This window comes from Bacteroides cellulosilyticus, from assembly GCF_020091405.1.
In the GTDB taxonomy this organism is placed as follows: Bacteria; Bacteroidota; Bacteroidia; order Bacteroidales; family Bacteroidaceae; genus Bacteroides.
Genome location: NZ_CP081903.1, coordinates 3,003,691 through 3,026,897 on the forward strand (window position 1 = coordinate 3,003,691; position 23,207 = coordinate 3,026,897).

The 23,207-nt window shown below is 43.4% G+C and carries 23 protein-coding genes and 2 pseudogenes; 22 read left to right on the plus strand and 3 right to left on the minus strand.

Annotated elements, in window-relative coordinates:
• Positions 1-66 precede the first annotated feature (66 nt).
• Together mgtE and rsmA are read right to left on the minus strand one after the other, a co-directional pair.
• Positions 67-1,407, minus strand: a complete 1,341-nt coding sequence (gene mgtE / locus K6V21_RS10800; RefSeq protein ID WP_217715412.1) for a magnesium transporter — start codon at positions 1,405-1,407, stop codon at positions 67-69.
• Between the two features lie 123 nt (positions 1,408-1,530).
• The gene (gene rsmA, locus K6V21_RS10805) at positions 1,531-2,322 is read right to left on the minus strand and encodes a 16S rRNA (adenine(1518)-N(6)/adenine(1519)-N(6))-dimethyltransferase RsmA (RefSeq protein WP_217715411.1); all 792 of its coding nucleotides are present in this window, start codon (positions 2,320-2,322) and stop codon (positions 1,531-1,533) included.
• Positions 2,323-2,493: 171 nt separating this feature from the next.
• On the opposite strand from rsmA, the gene K6V21_RS10810 reads away from it, so the two are divergent.
• The 3 genes and pseudogenes from K6V21_RS10810 to K6V21_RS10820 all read left to right on the plus strand — a co-directional run.
• Entirely contained in the window at positions 2,494-3,486 is a 993-nt protein-coding gene (locus K6V21_RS10810) for a lysylphosphatidylglycerol synthase transmembrane domain-containing protein (RefSeq protein ID WP_224321765.1), read from the plus strand.
• Positions 3,487-3,632: 146 nt separating this feature from the next.
• Positions 3,633-4,553: an Rpn family recombination-promoting nuclease/putative transposase gene (locus tag K6V21_RS10815; RefSeq protein ID WP_224321766.1), complete on the plus strand. Its 921-nt coding sequence runs from the start codon at positions 3,633-3,635 to the stop codon at positions 4,551-4,553.
• 173 nt (positions 4,554-4,726) lie between these two features.
• A pseudogene (locus K6V21_RS10820) lies at positions 4,727-4,963 on the plus strand (PD-(D/E)XK nuclease domain-containing protein); the annotation flags it as partial.
• A gap of 137 nt (positions 4,964-5,100) precedes the next feature.
• On the opposite strand, the gene K6V21_RS10825 reads toward K6V21_RS10820, so the two are convergent.
• A complete protein-coding gene (locus K6V21_RS10825) occupies positions 5,101-5,322 on the minus strand; it encodes a hypothetical protein (RefSeq protein ID WP_224322115.1) in 222 nt (73 codons plus the stop codon).
• On the opposite strand from K6V21_RS10825, the pseudogene K6V21_RS10830 reads away from it, so the two are divergent.
• The 19 genes and pseudogenes from K6V21_RS10830 to K6V21_RS10920 all read left to right on the plus strand — a co-directional run.
• Positions 5,304-5,702, plus strand: a pseudogene (locus K6V21_RS10830) (GDP-mannose 4,6-dehydratase); the annotation flags it as partial. The gene K6V21_RS10825 and the pseudogene K6V21_RS10830 sit on opposite strands and share 19 nt — an antisense overlap.
• A gap of 15 nt (positions 5,703-5,717) precedes the next feature.
• On the plus strand, positions 5,718-5,936 hold the full coding sequence (locus tag K6V21_RS10835; RefSeq protein WP_217715383.1) for a hypothetical protein: 219 nt from the start codon (positions 5,718-5,720) through the stop codon (positions 5,934-5,936).
• Between the two features lie 280 nt (positions 5,937-6,216).
• Positions 6,217-6,720: an HU family DNA-binding protein gene (locus tag K6V21_RS10840; RefSeq protein WP_217715380.1), complete on the plus strand. Its 504-nt coding sequence runs from the start codon at positions 6,217-6,219 to the stop codon at positions 6,718-6,720.
• Between the two features lie 34 nt (positions 6,721-6,754).
• Positions 6,755-6,850, plus strand: a complete 96-nt coding sequence (locus tag K6V21_RS10845; RefSeq protein ID WP_217715379.1) for a smalltalk protein — start codon at positions 6,755-6,757, stop codon at positions 6,848-6,850.
• A 288-nt stretch (positions 6,851-7,138) separates the two neighbouring features.
• Complete coding sequence (locus tag K6V21_RS10850; protein ID WP_224321767.1) at positions 7,139-8,224, plus strand: carbohydrate-binding domain-containing protein; 1,086 nt, start codon at positions 7,139-7,141, stop codon at positions 8,222-8,224.
• 60 nt (positions 8,225-8,284) lie between these two features.
• Positions 8,285-8,806, plus strand: coding sequence for a glycoside hydrolase family 108 protein (locus tag K6V21_RS10855; protein ID WP_217715223.1), 522 nt, complete (start codon positions 8,285-8,287; stop codon positions 8,804-8,806).
• The gene (locus K6V21_RS10860; RefSeq protein WP_217715222.1) at positions 8,806-9,342 is read left to right on the plus strand and encodes a Pvc16 family protein; all 537 of its coding nucleotides are present in this window, start codon (positions 8,806-8,808) and stop codon (positions 9,340-9,342) included. The genes K6V21_RS10855 and K6V21_RS10860 overlap by 1 nt, the downstream gene beginning before the upstream one ends.
• A gap of 16 nt (positions 9,343-9,358) precedes the next feature.
• A complete protein-coding gene (locus tag K6V21_RS10865) occupies positions 9,359-10,231 on the plus strand; it encodes a hypothetical protein (RefSeq protein ID WP_217715220.1) in 873 nt (290 codons plus the stop codon).
• Between the two features lie 24 nt (positions 10,232-10,255).
• A complete protein-coding gene (locus K6V21_RS10870) occupies positions 10,256-12,301 on the plus strand; it encodes a phage tail sheath C-terminal domain-containing protein (RefSeq protein WP_224321768.1) in 2,046 nt (681 codons plus the stop codon).
• 33 nt (positions 12,302-12,334) lie between these two features.
• Positions 12,335-13,867 carry a phage tail sheath family protein gene (locus K6V21_RS10875; RefSeq protein WP_217715218.1) on the plus strand — a complete coding sequence of 511 codons (1,533 nt, stop codon included), beginning with the start codon at positions 12,335-12,337 and terminating at the stop codon, positions 13,865-13,867.
• A gap of 46 nt (positions 13,868-13,913) precedes the next feature.
• Positions 13,914-14,378 carry a phage tail protein gene (locus K6V21_RS10880; protein ID WP_217715216.1) on the plus strand — a complete coding sequence of 155 codons (465 nt, stop codon included), beginning with the start codon at positions 13,914-13,916 and terminating at the stop codon, positions 14,376-14,378.
• 12 nt (positions 14,379-14,390) lie between these two features.
• Entirely contained in the window at positions 14,391-14,867 is a 477-nt protein-coding gene (locus K6V21_RS10885) for a phage tail protein (protein WP_217715215.1), read from the plus strand.
• Positions 14,868-14,872: 5 nt separating this feature from the next.
• On the plus strand, positions 14,873-15,055 hold the full coding sequence (locus K6V21_RS10890; RefSeq protein ID WP_217715213.1) for a hypothetical protein: 183 nt from the start codon (positions 14,873-14,875) through the stop codon (positions 15,053-15,055).
• A 22-nt stretch (positions 15,056-15,077) separates the two neighbouring features.
• Positions 15,078-15,737: a hypothetical protein gene (locus K6V21_RS10895; protein ID WP_217715212.1), complete on the plus strand. Its 660-nt coding sequence runs from the start codon at positions 15,078-15,080 to the stop codon at positions 15,735-15,737.
• Positions 15,738-15,745: 8 nt separating this feature from the next.
• Positions 15,746-17,521 carry a type VI secretion system tip protein VgrG gene (vgrG, locus tag K6V21_RS10900; protein WP_224321769.1) on the plus strand — a complete coding sequence of 592 codons (1,776 nt, stop codon included), beginning with the start codon at positions 15,746-15,748 and terminating at the stop codon, positions 17,519-17,521.
• Between the two features lie 50 nt (positions 17,522-17,571).
• Entirely contained in the window at positions 17,572-17,874 is a 303-nt protein-coding gene (locus K6V21_RS10905; RefSeq protein ID WP_217715209.1) for a PAAR domain-containing protein, read from the plus strand.
• A 5-nt stretch (positions 17,875-17,879) separates the two neighbouring features.
• Positions 17,880-18,299, plus strand: coding sequence for a GPW/gp25 family protein (locus tag K6V21_RS10910; RefSeq protein WP_224321770.1), 420 nt, complete (start codon positions 17,880-17,882; stop codon positions 18,297-18,299).
• Between the two features lie 147 nt (positions 18,300-18,446).
• Entirely contained in the window at positions 18,447-19,355 is a 909-nt protein-coding gene (locus tag K6V21_RS10915; protein WP_224321771.1) for a hypothetical protein, read from the plus strand.
• A 633-nt stretch (positions 19,356-19,988) separates the two neighbouring features.
• The gene (locus tag K6V21_RS10920; protein WP_224321772.1) at positions 19,989-23,204 is read left to right on the plus strand and encodes a hypothetical protein; all 3,216 of its coding nucleotides are present in this window, start codon (positions 19,989-19,991) and stop codon (positions 23,202-23,204) included.
• Positions 23,205-23,207: the final 3 nt, after the last annotated feature.

A 23,207-nucleotide genomic window follows, 5' to 3' on the forward strand; every position in this document is an offset into this window, starting at 1 on the left:
ACAAATTAATGAAATAAAACAATTACTTCATACTTTTTTCATCAGTTTTTTTTCATTTTTCTTCATTTAGGCGAGTAGCACGGTTATTCCCATGTACAACATCATGCCTATAATGTCGTTGGTAATCGCTATAAACGGTCCGGTAGCAATGGCTGGGTCTACCTTCAACTTTTCCAGTGTCATAGGTACCAGTGTGCCGAAGATAGATGCGAACATCACTACGGCGAACAGGCTGATGGAAACGGAATAGGTGACGGTGGCGGTGGCGCCGAACCGGACAAAATTATAGATATATACTACTAAAGAAATGATAGTGGCATTGATGAGGGCTACTACGGATTCTTTGGTGATTTGCTTGAAAATATCTTTGGCATCCAGCGAATTGTTGGCGAGGCCTTGCACGATGATAGCCGAAGATTGTGTTCCGACGTTTCCACCCGTACCACCGATCAGCGGAATATAGAGCGCCATTTCGGGATGGGCGGCGAAGGTTGCGTCGAAGTTTCCCAGAATCATGGAATTGCCGATACCGCCCAGCATACCGATGATAAGCCATGGTAAGCGGGCACTGGTCTGGCGCATTACATTATCATCCGTTTCCACATCTTGGGAAAGACCGGATGCCAACTGGTAATCACGTTCCGATTGCTCACGAACTTCATCCATGACATCGTCTACGGTGATTTGTCCCACAAGCCGTCCGATGCTATCGATAACAGGAACGGCTACCAAGTCATATTTTTCAATGATCTGTACCACGTCGTCCACGGATGTATCCACATGTACGGAAATCGGGTCTTTCCGCATCACGTGTTTAACCTTGGATACAGAAGGGGAGGTGATCATCTTTTTCAGTGGAAACACACCTTGCAGACGGTTCTCGTCATCGATGACATAGACGTAGTAGATTTCGTCCAACTGTTCAGCTTGCTGGCGCATCTCTTTCAGACATTCCGGCATACTCCAATTCTCGTTCACGACCACCATTTCGGTACCCATCAAACCGCCGGCGGTGTCTTCGTCGTACTTCAACAGGTCTACGATGTCTCCTGCCTGCTCGATGTCTTCAATGTGTGAGAGGATTTCTTCCTGTTTCTCTTCATCCAGCTCACGCATCAGGTCTACGGCATCATCCGTATCCATATAGTCCACAAAGCGTTTGGCAATGGTTTCTGACGGGAGTATTTCCAGGAATTCCTTACGGACGTCTTCGTCCATTTCCATCAATACATCTGCCGCAGTCTCATTGTCCAGCAAGCGATATACAAAACGGGCCTCTTCCGGACTCAGGTCGTTGCAGAGTTCGGCAATATCCGCAGGATGCAGGTCTATAAGGAGCGATTTGACGTTCTCTGCGTCTTTCTGCTCTATGAGGTTTTTGACATTGTCAATGTAGGTTTCGTCCATAATTAATTAGTTTTTAGTTACAAGCTACGAGCTACAAGAGCTGTGTGGCATACTCGCAACTTATAACAATATAACTGTCAACCATAAATCTGTCATTCGTAGCTCGTAGCTTGTCACTCGTAGCTAACTCATCTTTTTTAACGCCTGCTCCACTTGGTTGGTCAAGTTGATGAACTCCTGTACGGACAGCTGTTCCGGCCTTTTGTTGAACACGGCATCTTCCGTCAGCGGACAGTCTTTGCCGAGTATCGGCTTTATCGAGTTTCGCAGCGTCTTGCGTCGTTGGTTGAAAGTGGTTTTTACTACTTGCTTGAACAGTTTCTCGTCACAGCCCAAGTCTTTAGTCTCGTTTCGCGTCATGCGGATGACGGCGCTTTTCACCTTTGGCGGTGGGTTAAACACATGTTCGTGCACGGTGAAAAGGTATTCCACGCGATACCATGCTTGTATCAATATGCTTAAAATACCATATGTCTTGCTACCGGGACCGGCAGCGATACGTTCAGCTACTTCCTTCTGTATCATGCCGGTGCAGCAAGGTATCAGTTCTTTGTTATCCAACATCTTGAAAAAAATCTGGCTGGATATGTTATAAGGATAGTTTCCTGTCAGCACAAACGGCTGTCCACCGAACAGGCGTTGCAGGTTCATTTTCAGAAAATCGTCTTCGATGATGTTGTCTTCCAATGACGGATATTCTTCGCGCAGATAGGCTACGGACTCATAATCCAGTTCCACTACCTTTACCTGACGTTCTTTCTTTACCAGAAACTGGGTTAATACACCCATACCCGGGCCTACTTCCAATATAGGAAGTCCGGGACATGCGTCTACGGTGTCGGCTATGTCCTGTGCCACTTTCAGGTCTTTCAGGAAGTGTTGGCCGAGAAACTTTTTAGGTTTTACTAGTCTCATTTATCAACTGAATCGTTACTTTTGAACAATCTTTGCACTATCTTTGCTTCGCGAAGACAGACTGCACCTCGGCATTAAAAATAAGCGAGCTTCTTTTGTACTGCTCTTGGTTTGCACTATCTTTGCAGCTCGCAAAGGTAATCCTTTTCGACGAAGAATAACGAATTCTGCATGAATAAACTATTAAAAAAGACACTGAAAATCCTTTTGCCGCTCGCTTTGGGCGGTTTTATTCTTTATTGGGTGTATCGTGATTTTGACTTTACACGTGCCAAGGAAGTGCTTTTGTATGGCACTAATTGGGGGTGGATGTTGTTTTCATTATTTTTTGGTGTAATGAGCCATGTGTTCCGTGGCTGGCGCTGGAAGCAGACGCTTGCGCCATTGGGTGCCTATCCGAAAACAGGTGATTGTGTGGATGCCATCTTTGTTTCTTACGCCGCTAATCTTGTTTTGCCCCGTGTGGGTGAAGTTTCCCGTTGTGGGGTGCTTGCCAAATATGATGATGTGTCTTTTACCAAATCGCTTGGTACGGTGGTGACGGAACGTTTGATAGATACGCTTACCATTCTTTTGATTACAGGAATTACCTTTTTGATGCAGATGCCCGTTTTCCTGCGTTTTTTTGAAGAGACGGGAACAAAAATTCCTTCGTTGCTGCATTTGGTGACGTCTCCCTGGTTTTATGTTGTACTTTTTTGTGTGATAGGGGTATTGGTGTTGCTCTATTTTCTTTTGCGTATGCTTTCTTTCTTCGAGAAAGTGAAGGGGGTGGTACTCAATGTGTGGGAAGGTGTGATGTCATTGAAGGGAGTGAAGAACATCCCGCTTTTCATTCTCTATACATTGCTTATCTGGATATGTTATTTTTATCACTTTTATATTACTTTCTATTGTTTTTCTTTTACCGGGCATCTTAGCTTTTTGGCCGGATTGGTTATGTTCGTAGGCGGAACCTTTGCGGTGATTGTTCCTACTCCCAACGGGGCGGGATCCTGGCACTTTGCCGTCATCACGATGATGATGTTATACGGTATCAACGCTACCGATGCGGGAGTTTTTGCTTTGATTGTGCACGGTATACAGACATTACTGGTTATTGTGCTGGGGCTTTATGGATGGCTGCATCTTTCGCTGGTGAACCGTACGAGGCAGAATTCATGAACTTATTGCTACAGTTTTCTGATTTTTATAATACTTTGCTGGTATTCTTGATGATAAATGCGTATCTTTGTCAGGCATTAAAAGTCCTCATTATAGGGATATTATAATGTATAAAGTACATATTTGCATTTAAAATTAGATGAATTATGAAATATTTGAATCCTAAAGCAGACTTGACCTTTAAGCGGGTCTTTGGCGAACATCCCGATTTGGTGATGAGTCTCCTGAATGCCTTGCTGCCACTGACTGCCGATCAGGAAATAGCTGATATTGAATATCTCCCTTCGGAGATGGTTCCCGAAAATCCGTTACGTAAGAACAGTATTGTTGACGTCCGTTGCAAGGACAAGCAGGGCAGACAGTTCATTGTGGAAATGCAGATGATTTGGTCACCGGAGTTTAAACAACGTGTGTTGTTCAATGCTTCTAAGGCCTATGTCCGCCAGATGAATGTTGGCGAAGAGTATGAGTTGCTACAACCCGTGTATTCATTGAATCTGGTAAATGAGATATTTGAACCGGAACTGGAAGGGTATTATCATCATTATCAGATGATTCATGTGGAAAACTCTGATAAAGTGATTGATGGCCTCCAACTGATTTTTGTAGAGCTACCCAAATTCACCCCGCATTCGTATTCTGAAAAGAGGATGCAGGTGCTTTGGTTACGATACCTGACTGAAATCAATGATGAGACCCGTGAAGTGCCGGAAGAACTAATGGCCAATCCCGAAGTAAAAAAAGCTGTTGATGCCTTGGAAGTATCGGCTTTTACGGATGCGCAATTGGCCGGTTATGAAAAATTCTGGGATATTATCAGTGTGGAAAAAACGCTGTATAATAGTGCGGAACGCAGAGGAATAGCTGCAGGAATGGCTGCAGGAATGGCCGCAGGAAAGGCTGAAGGAAAGGCGGAAGGGAAGGCTGAAGGATTAGCTGAAGGATTAGCTGAAGGGATGACAAAAGAGCGACATCTCATAGCCCTTAATATGAAAAAACAAGGTGTTTCTTTCGACCTAATTTCTCAGTGTACCGGATTATCTATAAAAGAAATAGAACTCTTGTAATATCACACATATTGTACATTGATGCTTAAAAGTTAAGCGTCGCCCCCTATTTTAATCATTCCAACATGTCAAACTAGCTTTCGTACTTTGACATATTGGAATGATTTTTTTTTGAAATTCCCTCCCCATGTCTCAATTATTAGATTCATTACCCCCTTGCTTTATCTCGCAGTGATATGGAAGTACATACTTCCTGCGGTCATGTGGATATAGTGATGCGTACTTTAGCGACTCTCTATGTTGTAGGGTTGAAACTTGACGAGAGTGCTGGTGTTGCCATGCGGCAGATTGACCTTAAAAATTATCCTGAACGTTTTGCACAGTGTGGTCTTCCGGTGGTGAAAGTTGGAATGAATTTCGATAGTGAGCGTCATATATTGGGAGATTGGAAAATAGAAAAACAGAATTAAATTACAAGGATGCAATACCTTGTCGACAAAAAGTTAGGAGTTTGTCAACAAGAAGTTAACTCCTTGTCGACAGGAAGTTAACTTCTTGTAAGAGGCTGATAATCAGTGCTTGCCTTTCGCGCTTGATTTCCGGGCTTTTACCCTTGTTTTCGTGTCTTGTTCAGCGCTCCGATAACGTATTTCCCATTGTTGTTTACCATACTCCACTTGGTGTTATGTATTATTTTCCAGACTTCATTTCCCAAACGTCCGTAATCTGACAGTTTTAATATTGCTTTTACCTCGTCCGGGTCTTTGATATGCAGATTTTCCAGTGAGAGCAGCAGACATTCCAGGTTATAGGTATTTTTGGTATGCAAAGGATTATGTGGAATGTATGTGGTTGATTCTACAGCATGACATTCCAGAGGATTTTGTGATAGCTACCGGGGAGATGCATACGGTTCGTGAGTTCGCAACTTTAGCTTTTAAAGAGGTTGGCATTGAACTACGTTGGGAAGGTGAAGGTGTGAGTGAAAAAGGAATTGATGTAAAGACTGGTAAATCATTGGTTGAGGTTGATCCTAAGTATTTCCGTCCTTGTGAAGTTGAACAGTTGTTGGGTGATCCGACAAAAGCGAAAACGTTACTTGGTTGGAATCCGATAAAAACGAGTTTTTCTGAATTAGTAAAGATTATGGTGACACATGATATGCGGTTTGTAAAGAAGCTATATATCAAGAGCCAAGTGACAGAATAATAACGGGGCAAATTGATGGATGTGAATTATAAGATTATCGATACCCAGCGAATCATCGATTATATTGCTTCTTTTCCTGAAGGTCTTCCCGTGGAAGAGATTATTCAGAACTCCGGTGCTGAAAAGTTACGGGTATATCCCGCTCTTTTTGAATTGGAACAAAGTGGATTTTTGGAAGTACTGGAGAGGGAGGAACTTGGAGCACCATTGATAGTACGTAAGAGGGGGCATTAAAAGAAACGACAGGTAACAGCGGTTATTTTGTTTTAGGCAGCAGCCGGGATTACTCTAGAAAAGGAGTGGTTCCGGCTGTTTTATTTAATTGTGTATCTTGGTTATAATGAGTCTGTAGATAAGTGGTTTATTCATAGTACTTTATGATAAACTCTGAAATAACCGTCTTGGTTATTCTGTTTTCTTTGGCTATTCCTGAATATATCCTCACCTTTGCATCGTTGGCCAACACAAGAATAAGTAAAACGAAGTTGAACTAAAATGTAAAAGGAGGAAGATTATGCCTTTATTGTATTATGCGAGACAATCGCAGTTGAAAACGAAAGCCGGTGTTAAGCAATGGCACCTGACATTGAAGAAAGTAGGACGTGCTGTAAGTTTACAGCAGTTGGGGGAGATGGTAGCAGAGAAGTGCTCGGCAACGCCGGGTGATGTGCACAACGTAATCAGAAACCTGATGTCAGTGATGCGGATGCAATTGTTAAACAGCCGTACTGTTCGTCTGGATGGTTTGGGGACATTTACCGTGATTGCGCGGACACGCGGTAAAGGGGTGGATAATGAGAAGGATGTGAATCCGAATCAGGTGACATCCCTGCATTTCATGTTTACTCCCGAATATACGCGTCCGGCGGCATTGGGAACTACACGTACATTGTGGCAAGGCGTTGAATTTGAAAAGTGGACGGGTGGAACTGCTACTGATGGAAATGAAGGTTCCGATGATGGTAACGGAGGAAATACCGGTGGCGGCGGAGGCCTCGATGAGAATCCTTTGGGATAGGTTCTGAAGCTTATGATTAAAAACACAAAATGACATGAAAAAAACGGTTTGGAATAAGATTCTGAAAATTGTAATAGCAGTGGCTTCGGCTATATTAGGAGCTTTGGGAGCTAATGCGATGAATATGTAATAAAAGTATCGTGATTAAAAAATGAACGGTGGGAATATGGTTTGATGGACTATATCTCACCGTTTTTTTGATTTCGGGGTGATATTTGTCTTTGCTAATTCGTCAAAATTAACACTAAAACGTAAAAAACAGTTTGAATTATAGTCTCTTTTTATGATTTAAAATATTGATAAATAGTTTATTGCACAATTCGTAAATCAAAATACTGAATTCGAAATGTATATTGCCTTTTTTTCCTCTACTTTTGAACAGTAGATAACTACTATTATTAATTAATACTTTTATATTATGGAAACTAAAAATAATCCGGAGCCTATTTATTATGAAAGAATAGACATGGGAAAAGAATCGAATTTTGTTCGTATTTCGAAGGAGGGAGTATATGTTGTTACAGGTACGAACCTGCAACATGGAATTACGGTATCTGCAAAAACTAATGCGACGATTGTTTTACGTGATGCCAATTTATGCGACCCGGGAAATATGGGAGTTGCATTCCATATTGCAGAAGATTGTTATATCACTGTGGTTCTTGAAGGAAAGAACATTTTGCAAAGTGGACGTGAAATGGCTGCTATTCAAACCAGGCAGAACTCTGTTTTGACAATTAAAGGTGATGGTGCCTTGATTGCATATGGTGGAGAAGGTGCTGCCGGCATAGGATGCGGATATGCTACCGAATGTGGTGATATAATTATCGAAGGGGGAACTATAGAAGCTTATGCAGGTTATCAGCACGAAACCTCCTGGCGTGCCGGATCTGCCGGAATAGGTGGTGCCGGACAATATGCCGGGCGAAAAAGTAAATGTGGAAATATAACGATCACAGGAGGAAAAGTCACGGCTAAACATGACAAAGGCATTTGGGATATTGGACCGGGTGATGCAGGGACCTGTGGTACTGTGCAGGTTAATGAAGGTACAATAACTCCCGGAGTACGGGTATATGATTCTGCTTCAGCTTCGGAACCTGTTCCGGCTCCTGAAGTTACTCCTTCTTCCAATATCAGAAAGATTGTGCAAATCAGACCGAATATACCTTGGCAAAATTCTGGTATAAGAGTAAAAAAAGGCCAAAGAGTACACATTGACTATATGGTTGGCAGATGGACATTTTCACGGGAATCCCGTCCGTGTACTACTGAGGGAGATCCCAGGATGATTGCTAAACCCGGTTATACTTATCCTGGAGGATATGAAGGTGAATTAATCGGCCGTATTGGAAATTCAATGTTCAGAGTTGGTACTCAGTGGAATGGAGTAGCTGCATGCGATGGCGATCTTGAATTCTGTATAAATGATGACCTTGAAGGAAGGTATGGAGCTGGATTATCTGATAATTTAGGAGTTGTAGCGATGGAAGTGCGAGTTTAAGAATTCTTTATAATTTCCTTTATCATTAATAAATCAATAGTTAAACTAAAAAAAAGTATTATGGCAGATGTCAAGAAATTAGCACCATTCATCCTGAAGTGGGAGGGTGGTTTCGTAAATGATCCCGATGATTTGGGAGGAGCAACCAATATGGGTATTACTATAGCAACCTACAGGGTATATCGCAAACGGAAAGGACTCCCCGAACCTACAGTAGACGATTTGAAACATCTATCGAATGATGAGTGGATTGATGTCCTGAAAAGTCTGTATTGGGATAAGTGGAAAGCCGACCAGATAAAAAATCAATCTGTTGCCAATATTTTGGTAGACTGGGTATGGGCTTCGGGAAACTACGGTATTGCGATACCACAAGAACTGCTTGAAGTTACAGCCGACGGCATTGTTGGAAAAAATACCCTTGCCGCTGTCAATAACTATCCTTTACAGGACGAACTCTTTGACAGGATAAGACGGGCACGCTTGGATTACATTGACCGTATCTGCAAGAGCCGCCCAAAGAACGAGAAATACAGACGTGGCTGGTGTAACCGTATCAATGACCTCCATTTCGAAGAATAATGATAAGGCGAATCCTTACATATTATGCAGCCTCTCTGGACGAGTACTTGCACCATAAGTTCCCGCAGCCCGAAGGTATGGCAGAAGTAGGATTCATTGGTAGTAGTGCGGGCGAAAAGCCTTGCAAACTGATTGTTTCACTTGTCAACATTGAGCGTGAAACGGCAGGAGGCATCTCGGCAGGTATCAATCGAAATAGTTCGGACTATATGCGGACGTTTGCGCCGTTATTGCTGAACCTTGACTTGATGCTTGCTGCTGTATATGACGAGAAACGATACGCCGAGTCGCTTTCCGTACTGTACGAATCGTTACTTTTTATCCAGTCGCATCCCTATTTTGAACTGGACGGGCAGAAATATACGGTAGAGATCGTCACACTTTCGGCACAGGATATTAATAATATCTGGACCACACTGGGCGGACAATATTATCCGTCGGTGATGTGCAAGCTGCGCAGGCTTGCGGTGGATGCGGAGGAAGCCGTCAGCAGTGGTGGTATTGCCCGTGAACCGTCGGTCAGCGTAACAAAATAGAAAGGAGAAAAAACAGATGAGCCGATATATAAACATAGCTACGATACGTATCGAACATAATTATTACAATCCGCCCGTAAACAGCTTTGTAAGCTTGGAACCGACACCTGAAACCAAAAAGTTGATGAAACAGCGAGGGGTGATGTTGAGACAAAGTCGTGGAAATGAGTGGCAATGGATCATGTCCGATGATGCTTCAGGATTTGCAGATAAGGATGTACTGGAGTTGTCTATGATTGTGAAGGACCCTTGTTTTCTGCAACAGATAGAGAGCGACGGATATGATCCTGACAGCTTTTATAAATTCAACATGGAAAACGGATTGGTGGAAGTGAATGACGGCTTTGTATGGAGAAAGGAAACGAACGGGCAGAAGCTGAAAAATGAGTTTTGCCGGATTGCGATGAAACCGGTAGAAACGGTGTCGGAGAGGTTACGAATACTCTATACGAAAGTAGAGCAATTGGGAGAGGGTCGGGAAGAAAACTGTGTACAGTTCGAGGCTATAAAACAAGAAATAAGGCAGTTGCAGGAAAGTTGTTGTCTGAAATTCACTATCCGGTTTTGTTCCTATGCTTATTATTGGGAGTATCTGTGTGTATTTAAGGATGAGAATGACATGCGGGGAAAAGACCTCATCTTGCGGACTCGCGAAAACATAGTGGCTTTCGGTCCGCCGGAAAAGTGTGAAAAAACAAGCCTGGGAACCAATGTTTGGAGACTGGCTTCTACTGGGCGGATTAAGGTGAAGGAACGGTACGACATAACGATGCAGCTTTACATCGGCAGAATGTTGGAAAGCCGGTTCATCTCACCACCGCAAATAGGGAAATTCCAGTCGGATTCTCCGCATACCCTAAGAGAGGTGTGCTATATTAAAGAACAATAATTGTAAATTTTAAAACTAATAATTATGGGAAGCATGAAAACTCCCGGCGTTTATATCATAGAGAAGAACGCCTTTCCGAACTCGGTGGTGGAAGCGCCAACCGCTATTCCGGCTTTTATCGGCTATACCGAGCGGGCTGTGAATGGGAATGATGACCTGACGAATGTGCCGTGGAAAATTTCGTCGATGACGGAGTATATACAGTATTTCGGTGGAGGGCCTGACTTGAAGTTCGAGGTAGATATAAAGGATGGCTCACTCTGTATTGAAGGGAAGAATAGTTATACATTATACTACAACATGATGCTGTTCTTTGCTAACGGTGGTGGTGCATGTTACATTGTTTCAGTGGGCAGTTATAAGGATGCATTGAAAAAGGACTCTATGATCACTGGATTGGGAAAGCTGACGCTTGAACAGGAGATTACGCTGGTGGCCATACCTGAAGCTGTGAATCTGAGTAGTAGCGAAGAGTTTAAGGATATTCAGCAACAGATGCTTTCTCATTGTGGTAACACAATGAAAAACCGTTTCGCGCTGCTTGATATCTATCCGAAAGCGAATGAGAAGACAAAAATAGAAGACCAAGTAAATTTCTTTTGTGATAATATAGGTTCCAGCTTCCTCTCCTACGGTGCAGCCTATTTCCCTTGGCTGAATACTTCGATAGTGGGAGAGCGAGACTTGAAGGGTGATATGTTTACATGGACTGATAATGCATACATTCACAGGACACAGCTAGATGCAGGTTTTGCTGAGATAGTGGAATCCCTTTTTGTTGAGGAGTTTGAAATAAAAGAAAATGTAGTAAAGAACGGTCATACTTTCAAACTTGAAGAAGTTGTTGAGGGTGATATTTATGCTGACAGTGACACGGAAAAAACAAAAGTAATAGGTCGGATAGAAAGTATAAAAGATATCAAGGAGGACGGGAATGAAGAAGTCATAAAAAAGAATGTGAAGGTAGTATGGCTATTTTCTAGTTTTATAGAGGAGCTTGAAATAAAAGAAGATGTAGTAAAGAATGGTCATACTTTCAAACTTGAAGAAGTTGTTGAGGGTGATATTTATGCTGACAGTGACACGGAAAAAACAAAAGTAATAGGTCGGATAGAAAGTATAAAAGACATCAAGGAGGCTGAGACTGGAAAAGTCATAAAAAAAGATGTGAAGGTAGTATGGCTATTTTCTAGTTTTACAGAGGAGTTTGAAATAGAAGGTAGTGTATTAAAGGACAATCATACTTTCAAACTTGAAGAAGTTGTTGAGGGTGATATTTATGCTGACAGTGACACGGAAAAAACAAATGTAATAGGTCGGATAGAAAGTATAAAAGACATCAAGGAGGCTGGGAATGAAAAAGTCATAAAAAAGAATGTGAAGGTAGTATGGCTATTTCCTAATAATGTAGATAAACAGGCGCTCCATCAAGCGTTGTACAATGTCTCATCCGTTTACAAGCAGGCTATAAAAGGTGTGCTGAAAAACTTGAATCTGTTTCCTCCGTCTGCTGCTATGGCAGGTATTTACACTATGGTGGATAATAGTCGCGGTGTATGGAAAGCTCCTGCTAATGTAACATTGAACTATGTGGGCAGTACGGTGGAAGACATTGACGATGAGCAGCAGGCCGAACTGAACGTCCCTATTCATGGAAAAGCCGTTAATGTGATACGCCTGTTCCGTGGCGAAGGTATCAAAGTATGGGGAGCACGTACATTGGATGGAAATTCCTTGGATTGGAGGTACGTGAATGTACGCCGCACCTTGCTATTCCTGGAAGAATCGATAAAGAATGCTGCCCGCGCTTATGTATTTGAGCCGAATGATGCAGGTACATGGATCAACATGAAGTGCATGATAGATAGTTTCTTGCGGAGTGTATGGAAACGTGGCGGACTGGCGGGCGCGACACCTGAAGATGCCTTCGAGGTGCATATAGGCTTGGGTGATACCATGACTGCTGAAGATATATTGGATGGTATCATGCGCATTACAGTACTTGTGGCTGTTACCCATCCTGCCGAGTTCATTGAGATAACATTCCAACAGCAGGCACAAAAGAGTTGATAACTGATTGTTGAACTTTAAATTATAAGAATCATGGGAGAATATAAGACCCCCGGTGTTTACATCAAAGAGAAGAATGCCTTCGGTAATTCCATAGTGGAAGTTGAAACCGCTGTTCCGGTCTTTATCGGACTTACAGAGGTAGCTCTGGATGGAACCTCATCTTTGCTGAATAAGCCGGTACGAATTTCATCAATGACGGAGTACAACACGTATTTCGGAGGTGCACCTACACCTCAGTTCATGCTTTCCTCTGAAGATATTAAGGCGGATGACAAGGATAAATTTTTGTTTTGTTTTCCTGATAGTGAAAAGAAAACGGCTTTGAAATGCGGAGTACTGGGGCATATTTGTACCTTGTATTATCATATGGTGCTGTTTTTCGCCAATGGCGGCGGAACGTGCTATGTAGTTTCATTGGGTGGATATAACGCTGATTTTTGTGAGTTGTATTCGGCCAATAAGGACACAGTGTTTGCCAATATCAAAAAAGAACAGGACATCACAATGGTAGTAGTGCCGGAAGCGGTAAACTCGGCCAACTGCATGAATGTTTATACCGATTTGCTGAAGGAGTTGTGCGACAAGCAAAAATATTTTGCCTTGTTGGATGTGCCAATGGAAGCGGGCGCTAAGACAGAGGATATATCGGATTCGTTTGGGACAGGTATAGGCACTACAAACCTGCAATACGCGGCAGCCTATTATCCCTGGCTGGAAACCTCGGTGTTATCGGATGCTGACATTGATAGTAGAGTGCTGGTCTGGAACTATAATGCAGAAACCACTCCAAGCACCTTTAGTGGTGATTCGAAGGTGGACGAGTATATCAAAAAGTGTATTACTATGATAAGCACATCGAAAGATGCAGCTGGTAAGGAACTGAAAGCGGACGATATTCAACAAGTTAAGACCGATCTTCATAATGCCTTGTTGCAGAACTGGCCGCAATATAAGTCGCTGGCGAAGAAAGTGAAAGACTATTTGAACCTGCTGCCTCCCTCGGCTGCAATGGCTGGAGTTTATACGATGGTAGACAATACACGTGGCGTGTGGAAAGCCCCAGCCAATGTATCTTTGAACTACGTGAACAAGCCTGCTGTTCCTATTACGGGCAAAGACCAGGAAGTATTGAATATGCCGATGACCGGAAAGGCTATTAATGCCATCCGTACCTTCCCCGGCGAAGGTATCAAGGTATGGGGTGCCCGTACACTGGACGGCAATTCGCAGGACTGGCGTTACATCAATGTGCGTCGCACGATGATTTTTCTGGAACAGTCGATAAAGAATGCCGCTCGTGCCTATGTGTTCGAACCGAACGATGCCAATACATGGATCAACATGAAGTGCATGATTGAGAATTTCCTGCGTAGTGTATGGAAACGTGGGGGACTTGCGGGCTCAACACCTGAAGATGCCTACGAAGTACATGTCGGCCTGGGTGATACCATGACAAGTGATGATATTTTGGAAGGGATTATGCGTATCACAGTGCTGGTAGCTGTTGTTCACCCGGCAGAGTTTATCGAAATCACTTTCCAACAGCAGGCGCAAAAGAGCTGAGAATAACAAAAAAAAATGAAAGTTAACAATTAAAAAATAGAATATTATGGCAGATAATGGATCAGCACAGAGTCAGGACACTAAGATGTGGCCGTTACCGAGTTTTCATTTCAAAGTGACATTGGGAAGTGTGGGTGAAATATCTTTCAGTGAAGTATCGGGCCTTGAAACCGAATTCGAAGAAATCACCTATCGTGCCGGTGACAGTAATGATTTCACGAAGTTGAAGATGCCCGGCTTAAAGAAAGTGAGTGACATTACCTTGAAAAAAGGCATGTTCGTTTCTGACTCCCAACTATGGAAATGGATTGGCAATGTGAACATGAATATCATCCAACGCGAAAACGTAACCATCAGTTTGCTGGATGAGTCGCATTCAGCCGTAAAGACCTGGTCATTGATAAATGCTTGGCCGAAGAAGATTACGGTGGAAGGTTTCAAGGCCGATGGTAATTCAGTAGCTATGGAAACATTGATTCTGGCACATGAAGGAATACAGATTACTGAATAATTTCTATAGATTATGATTGAGAACCTTGCATGGAAATTTCTGCCGCCCTATGAATTCTATTTTCGGGTGTGTTTTATGGAGAGACTTGTCTCACTGTTTTACGCCTCGTTTACAGAAGTCAGCGGTTTAGGGTGGAACTATGAGAAACAGACACAGACGGGGTCGGAGAATACTGCCCAAGAATTGCCCAAAGCAATCAAATACGGCAAAATAACTTTGAAATCACCGCTTGTGCCTTTAGTTGCACCGTTTGAACTCTGGGTGAACGACTGTTGTGACAGTTTGAACATGAAAAATGCCAAAGATCAAATTGTAGCTCTGGATATGGTCGTTACGCTACAAAGTCAGGCCAATGTTCCGGTTGCAGCTTGGCTGTGTTCGCATTGTTATCCGGTAGGATGCTCGCTCAGTGGATTGGATGCCGCAAGAAGTGGACTTGCAATGGAAACTGTCATTTTGAATTGTAATCGGTTGGAACGTAAACTGTAGAAATTATGCCTGTTGTTATAAAAGAAATACGTATCCGGACTGTTGTTGAAAAACGAATCGTTGCGGAGACGGAAATTTCGGAAGAGCTTATCCGAAAGGTTGGAAACCGCGTAAGGGACAGACTGGATGCCGAAGATAGTGTCCGGCCTGCCACCCGGCGGTGGCAGAGAAAGAAGAATGAACGTTAGTAATGCATAGAAGTAAGACAAAATGGGACGGATGACCATAGTAGCCTATACGGATGAGAATTTCAACAGCGAATATAAATCTGCACTGGAACTTCCCATCAATCCGGACAAGGTGAAGTTCACGAAAGGAGTCCGATATGCGGAGGATAAGCAGTTGGGGAGCCTGAACGGGTCGAACGTGTATGTGCGTTATCGTCCGGAAACCCTTTACTTTGAGTGCTTGCTCGATATGACCAATGCCATGGAGGACGATTGTGGGAAGAAACCCGTTCATGATGTGGTGAACGATCTGGAACAGCGACTCTATTGCTATAATAGTGAAGGGCATCGTCCTTCGTTCGTTAAGGTGCAATATGGCGACATTCTTTTTTTCGGGCAACTCAAGACGCTTGAAACGGAATATACTTTGTTCGACTTGGATGGCATACCTCTCCGCGCCGAATTGAAAGTGACACTGACGGGCTATTGCAGCCAGAAGGAGGAAAACAAACGATTTCCAAAACGTTCGCCCGATGTATCCCGGTTGGTTACGCTAAAGGAAGGGCAAACACTGGCAGCCCTATGTAATGAAGTTTATGGTGACCCGCTCCTCGTGGGCGAAGTTGCCCGATTTAATAACCTGAACGGTTACAGGAGCGTGCCCAGTGGTACAAAAATCCTGTTGCCGATGTTAAAAAAATAATTGAGATTATGGCTGAATCGCCTTCTGTACACAAAGACCGCGTACTAGCTTGTTCCGTTTATTGTAACGGAAGCAAACTGAAAGATGAGTACGCTTTAGTTGCCGCTACGGTGCATCAGGAACTGAACCGTATTGGCAAAGCAACATTGAAGTTTAATGCCGGAAATATAGGCAATCAAACCTTTGACGAGAGTGATGCCGACCTTTTCAAACCGGGCAATGCTATCCGTCTGGACGCAGGCGATACGGAAAAGGAAGATACGCTGTTCGATGGAGTGATTATCGGGTTACGCATTATCATTGATAAGGATTTTCGTTCCTATATGTTGGTGGAGTGTCGTGACCATGCCTATTCCGCCACGCAAGGACGTAAGAATTGTATTTTTGAGAAGAGGAAGGACTGTGACATCATTAAGGAAGTATTGTCTGCCTACGGTAGTGTGGAAGTAGATTCCACAACCTATCAGCACCCCACGCTGGTACAGTATTATTGTTCCGATTGGGACTTTGCCCTTTCGCGTGCCGATGCCAACGGCTTGTTTGTCTTCACTGATGGTAGTAAGATAAAGGTGAAGAAGCCCGATGTGAGTGCGTCGCCTGTACTGACTGTAACTTGTGGTGTTGACCTGACTGCTTTTGACCTCGAACTATCCGCTAACGACCAGTTTACGAAATATGAAGCGATGTCGTGGGATCCAGTTACACAGAAAGCTGTGAAAGTGTCCGCTACCTCCCCCTCGCTCAACAAGCAGGGTGACTTGCAGCCGAAGAGTATTGCCACGGGTGATAGCTTTCTGTTGCAAACCGATGCGCCTACAGACGAAAAAGCGTTGAAACAATGGGCGGATGGTATGGCACTGAAAGCTGGATTGGCACGTTATCAAGGATCATGCAGCTTTTATGGTTCCGCCAAGGTGGTACCCGGTTGCATCATCGAACTGAAAGGCTTGGGTAAACGATTCAACGGCAATCTGTTTGTCGGATCAGTGACGCATACTATCGAGAACAACGAATGGATAACCGAAGCGGGTGCAGGTGTTTCATCTCTGAACATTACTGATGAAACTGATGTGGTATGCCCTTCCGCTTCCGGCTTTCTGCCCGGTTTGCAGGGACTCCATGCGGCGGTAGTGACGAAACTGGACGGTGATCCGCTGAAAGAATGCCGTATCCAGATAGAATTGCCATGGATGGATGGGAAGAACAAACTGCTTTGGGCAAGGCTCTCCACTATGTATGCCACAAATGCATCAGGTAACTTCTTCCTGCCCGAACCGAATGATGAAGTGGTGGTGGGCTTTATGAATGAAGACCCCGGACATCCTATCATATTGGGTGGGGTGTATGGTGCAAAGCACAAACCGCCTTATGAATACGAGGCGAAAAATAATACGAAAGCCATTGTCACCCGTGAGAAGATGCGGATAGAATTCAATGAGGAAAAGAAGGTGATAACGGTTTCCACTCCTGGAAAAAACACAGTGGAAATCAGCGATGACGACAAGCATATTAAGTTGACCGACCAGCACAAGAATGAGATTGTGATGGATAGCAGTGGTATTTCCCTTTCGTCGGCAAAAGATATCAAACTGAAAGCGAAAGGTACCATCACAATGGATGCCACTTCAAAAATCAGCGCCACCGCCAAGCAGGATGTCAGTTTGGAAGGGCTGAACGTGAAAGTGCAGGCTAAAGTGGGAGCAACCGTTAAAGGCAATGCCACAGCGGAACTTTCAGCTTCGGGCCAAACTACCGTCAAAGGTGCAATGGTCATGATAAACTAATTGACAATTAGGAAACGGATTTTTAATTTATAACTTTTAATTTGAAAACTATGCCTCCAGCAGCAAGAATAACTGATATGCACACCTGCCCCATGCAAACCCCGGCGTTTCCCTCGCCGATACCGCATGTGGGCGGACCGATAACCGGTCCATGTGTGCAGAATGTTTTGATAGGGAAAATGCCGGCAGCCGTCGTAGGCGATATGTGCGTCTGCGTGGGACCTCCGGATACAATAGTAAAAGGTTCATCCACTGTAATGATAGGTGGCAGACCTGCAGCTCGTATGGGTGACAGCACCGCGCATGGTGGCACAATAGTCATTGGATGTCCAACAGTGATGATAGGAGGATAAAGAATATGAGCAAAAAGAACAATGTATTAGACAACGATGCCTTTTTGGGCAAAGGCTGGAGCTTTCCGCCTACGCTGACAGAAGACGGTGTAGATATGGTGGCTTATGAGCAGGATATTGAGCAAAGCTTGTATGTTCTGTTGAGTACATCGCCCGGCGAACGGGTAAACCGCTATGACTATGGTTGTCCGCTCCGTAAGTATACTTTTGAGGTGATGGATACGGAAATAGTAACGCAGATGCGGAATGACATCACAAGGGCAATCCTTCTCTTCGAGCCACGCATCACGCTGGAAGAAGTTTCCTTTGAAAAAAGGGAGGAGGAAGGGGTGCTGCTGATAAAGCTGGTATATACCATTGTGAGGACGAATAATCGAAGTAATATGGTTTATCCGTTCTATTTTAATGAAGGGACAAGTATATGATGCATGATGTGTGGATTTAATAATGACTTATAATATTTACTAATAGATTGCGAGTATGAAGTATTTTACTTTTCCTATAAAACGTACCTCATATGCAATAAGTGAGGTAAACAGATAAAATAGCAACAACATTAAAAATGAGCAACTATGTATACAGATCAACGACATAAAGACATCATCAGTCGGGTATTACGCCAAGTCGATGGGAAAAGAACGCAGCAATTTCGAATGGGGGATAAACGAGGGAGTAGTATGATGCAAAAAAGAACAATACGGTCTGTCAACAAACAAACTTGTGGTATAAATGCAGAAAGAAAGGTTTTGCAAGCAACAATAGATAATCAGATAAGTTGTTATAATTCTATAATTCAAAGAGTTGTATATCCCAAGACAAAAGATTGGCTTGATGATCAATGGAATAATCTTTGTATAGGTATTGATAATTATAACAAGGGGTATTACCTAAGCAATACTTCGGATATCATGAAATATATTAAAAATAGAGAAGAAGTTTGGTATCAAACTCGCGGACATCCAATGATAAAAGAATTACGAGTAAGGAGACTAGCACAACTTGTACGAGATGGACTACCAATATCAGCCAATTCAATAAAGCAATATAATTCTTTAATTAACGACATAATTTCATATCTTAATTCAGATATAGCTCCTACCAAAACAGAAGAGTTAAGTGAGTATTTTAATTGTTTTCCACATCTTGCAGGTGAGGTAAATTCAAATGAGAAGTTAGTAGGAGGGCATTTGTTAATATCCATGCAAGAAAAATGGGGCAAAAACGAGTTGCTTTTTTCTCGTCAAAAAGATGGTCCTCTTGAAGATATAGGGAGCATAAAGAAGGACTATATGCCTTGGAGAGCATATTGGTCTAATGGTGAAAAATGGAAAAATGAAGAGTCTACGTTTTTTCCTGCAACTTGGACTTTAGGCAGATTAAATAGAGAACTGGACTACTCTACGCTAATTGGTAGTAATAGGACCTTAGAGAGCCAAATAGTAGTAAGAAGAACTGATGATACATTTTATCCTGTAATTTAACTTGTCTATTACAGAGGATGTTATTGATCTGATTACAAGCATATTTATTTATCTGGAAGTAATGTTTGATATGTTGTAAATATTATTAAGCAGGTAAGGCTTGTTCCGTCAGATTTTTAATCTGATAAAAATAATATGTAGCCCTACATTTGCAAGTTGACGACAAGAGGAACATAAAATAGTGACTGGATCTCTCAGATATTAGCATGGATAATACTGAATATGAAGTCAGAATATATAATAATGAGTTTGTTCTTTTATACTGAGGTTTTCCTGTAGCGTTAAATGTCCGTCTTGGTGAGTTTGTAATTTGATGGTCATTGGTGTCAGGATTTTTGATCTGAAATAATATAGTAAAAACAAACAATGTAAGTCGGGTCGTAAATTCGATTGAATGCAAAGATTGAACGAAGATAGGTCTGAAAGTTTATGTGTGGGTGTTGATGAGCAATCATCTTTATGCGATTGTGAGCGCAGGTGAGATATAACTAAGCTATCTGTATAGTTGCAGATAGTGCGGGAGATAAGTGGTTATTGGAGGTGATGGTGATATGATATATATAGGCTAAATGGGAGTTGGAGTAAATGGGAACCAGCCTGAACGGGTTTTACTGTATAGTTTAAGAGGACGAAATGATGATAGAAAGAATGCCATATGAACTGAAAGGTATGCTCTGCATGGACTTTGAAACAGACTGTGCAGAGCTGGACGACTTTCCGGTACTGGAAAGCGACTGGAATAGGCTATTACATCGTTTGATCAAGGCAGGTGCTTCTCCACGCTATGGTGACGGAGAGGAGGACATATTGCGCCCCCTACTGGAGAATCAGGTGCTGACCGTATTTGTCGACATTGTCCGTAAGAAGTTGTCGGACTATGGCAATAACTTTGCTAATGTGCAAGGTACAGCCATGCAGACTGTTTATGTTCAGAAATTGCGGCATGACATCGACCGATGGATAACCCGGTTGGACAGCTATCTGCATAACACTTGGCAAGCAGGAAATAACAGCAGCCTTGCCGCTGAAACCGCCCGCTGGTTGAAGGATCGTCTGGAACAGTCATTGTCTGCCGATGATCTAGATGGAAACAATAACTATTACCGGATGCTCCGCACCGTGACCGCTATTCAGGAGAATGTCGATTACTATCTAAATCAAATAAAGGACAGTGGCGATATGAATCCTGCACTGTCCCTGCTCATTGTCTATCTGAAAAACTATGGTAGCATTGCTGAGGCTTTCAACCGCCGCCTTGCCACGTTGCCAGAACTCTATCGTAAGGATATCCTGCATGCCACACCACAGGAGGCGGTACAAGACAACGTTTACGTCATTATCACACCTACAGAAGGTCTCGGAGGTTTTACCTTGCCTAAGGATGAGTCATTCCCCGCCGGCCAAAATGCCACAGGAGAAGAACTTATTTATCGGACTGAAAAAAAAGAATATATCAGCCCCATGCAGTGTGTGGAAGCGGATGCACTGTACGGTTTTTCCAATCCTTCTTGTGGAGGAGCTTTGGAACTCTATAAACAAACTATACAACTTCAAGATACAACCGATGCCCAAACCCTGTTCACACATGGTGAAGAATTACGCATAGGCTGGCAAGTGGAGTCCCCTATGTTTGTGTTGAACGAAGGAGAACGGAATATTAGTATCTATTTCCACCTTACAGCCGATAGTTCTATACCCAACAATACAAAAGGTTTTGTCCTACAACTGAGCGGAGCGGAAGGCTGGATGGAGCAAACTAGCGAGTGTTATATTGAATCCGGTCGGTTATGTTTCAGCTTCAGCTTGGCATACGATGCAGTTGCTCCTGCATCCTGTATGGAAGAAGTGCATGGCACAACAACAGAATATCCTGTCATCCGTATCCTGACAGATAATGCGAGCTGTTCTTACAAGTGGGCAAAACAACTCATTTTCGACAGCGTGGAAATAAAGACGGAAGTGAACGGTATTCGCAACTTCAGCTTCTATAATGATCAGGGTGAAGTAGATACTACACAGCCCTTCCACCCCTTCGGTATACAGGCAGAGTGTGGCGCCTGTTTTCTTTTCGGTAACGAAGAAATGAGCCTGAAAAACTTGCAGGAAGTCCGTTTGAAAGGCATATGGAAGAAGCTACCCGGAACTGAAGCAGAATTCAACAAAATATATAAGGAATACGGAATCAATGCGGACGAGTTCAAAGTTTCCACCGAATACCAGAAAGGTGGCAGGTGGAAAAAATGCGGTGATGAGCAAAAGCTATTCAGCTTTAATGAAAACGGAGATCTGAATCCTGCCGAGATGGTATTTAGCTTTACAGTGCAGCCACAATCCATTTCCAGCGATGAAGCTGCCGTTCCTTACGAATACAGCCGTGACAAAGACGGTTTCTTCCGTATCACCTTGGGGGCCCCTTCCATCGGCTTTGGCACAAAAGCCTACCGCACCTTATTTTCTGAAACGATGGTACACAACAGTGGTTGTAAGGAAAAGAAACGTAAAGACTTACCTTCCGAACCGGTTATTCCTGTGATGGCGGATGTAGAACTTTCCTATATCGCTACGGAAGAGACGACTTTAAGTGATATGGAACGTTCGTTCATTCGACTAAGTCGTATTACGGCATTATCCCGGCAGGAACCATTCCCCATCGCTAAAGGAGAGAAGCAACCGTTTCTGCCTTCTGTCCCGGCTGAAAATCTGTTGTATTTCGGTTTACTTCACGCACTGGGAGAGCAGAACCTGCGGTTGTACTTCGATATGGTATTACCTCAGGAAAAGATCCCATTCTATGACCCGCAACCGGGCAGGCAGGTAACTTTGGCATGGGAATATTGGAGCGGAAATGAATGGCATCCCATTACCATAGAATCCGTCCTTGCCGAAGAAACGCTAGGACTAACGCAAAGCGGATTTATAGAAATCAAGTTGCCGGAGAAAATAAGCGGCAGCCATATGGATAAACAAGGCAAGGCATGGATACGTGCCGCCGTGACAGGCGACTTGTCTTCCTGTCTTGCCGTACGAGGTATCCGGACAAACTGTATCCGTCTCATCTCCCAAAATGGAGATGGTACTCCGTTGCCTGCCGGAACGATACAAGGTATAAAGGAACTGGATGAACGGATTGAAAGTGTCACCCAGCCCTTGAGTGGCTTCGGAGGCAAGCCTGCCGAAACAGCAACTGAGTTGGCTGTGCGACAAAGTTCACGCATCAGTAACCGTCATCGTGCCCTCATGATAAAGGACTACGAGCATCTTATGCTGGAATTTTTCCCCGAAGTGGATAAGATACAGTGCATTCCCATCCCGCAGAATAAGGGAGCATCGAAAATATGCCTGGTGGTATTCAGCCGTGCGGAAGACAGCCGTTATTTCCTCTCTCCGGCATGGAAACTGGCGGAAATACAGCAGCTTGTCCGGCAATATGCATCTCCGTTTGCTTCTTTGCGTGTAATTAATCCCGTTTACGAACGTGTGAATGTTCACTGCAAGGCAATCCTGTGGGACAGCGTGCCGGATAAAGGCAAGGCAGTCCGGCAACTTGTCGTTTTGGCACAGAACTATATCGCACCGTGGTATCGGAAAAAAGAAATTCCAATACTTAGGCAACGTTACTCCTACAAGGAACTTCATACCCGAATGGTGAATCATGAGGATCTGATGCGGCTGGTCACGTTGGAAGTGAACGGTAAGAGTTTGCCGCGTATAGATGTTGATACCGTGGACTTCACTTTCGAAGGCAAGCACCCTTGGAATGTATTGCTTCCGGTAATAAAAATAGAACTTCTTTCTCCCCACGACGGCATAGAGAAAGCCGAAGTCGGGAGTAACTTCATAATAGGATAGTGG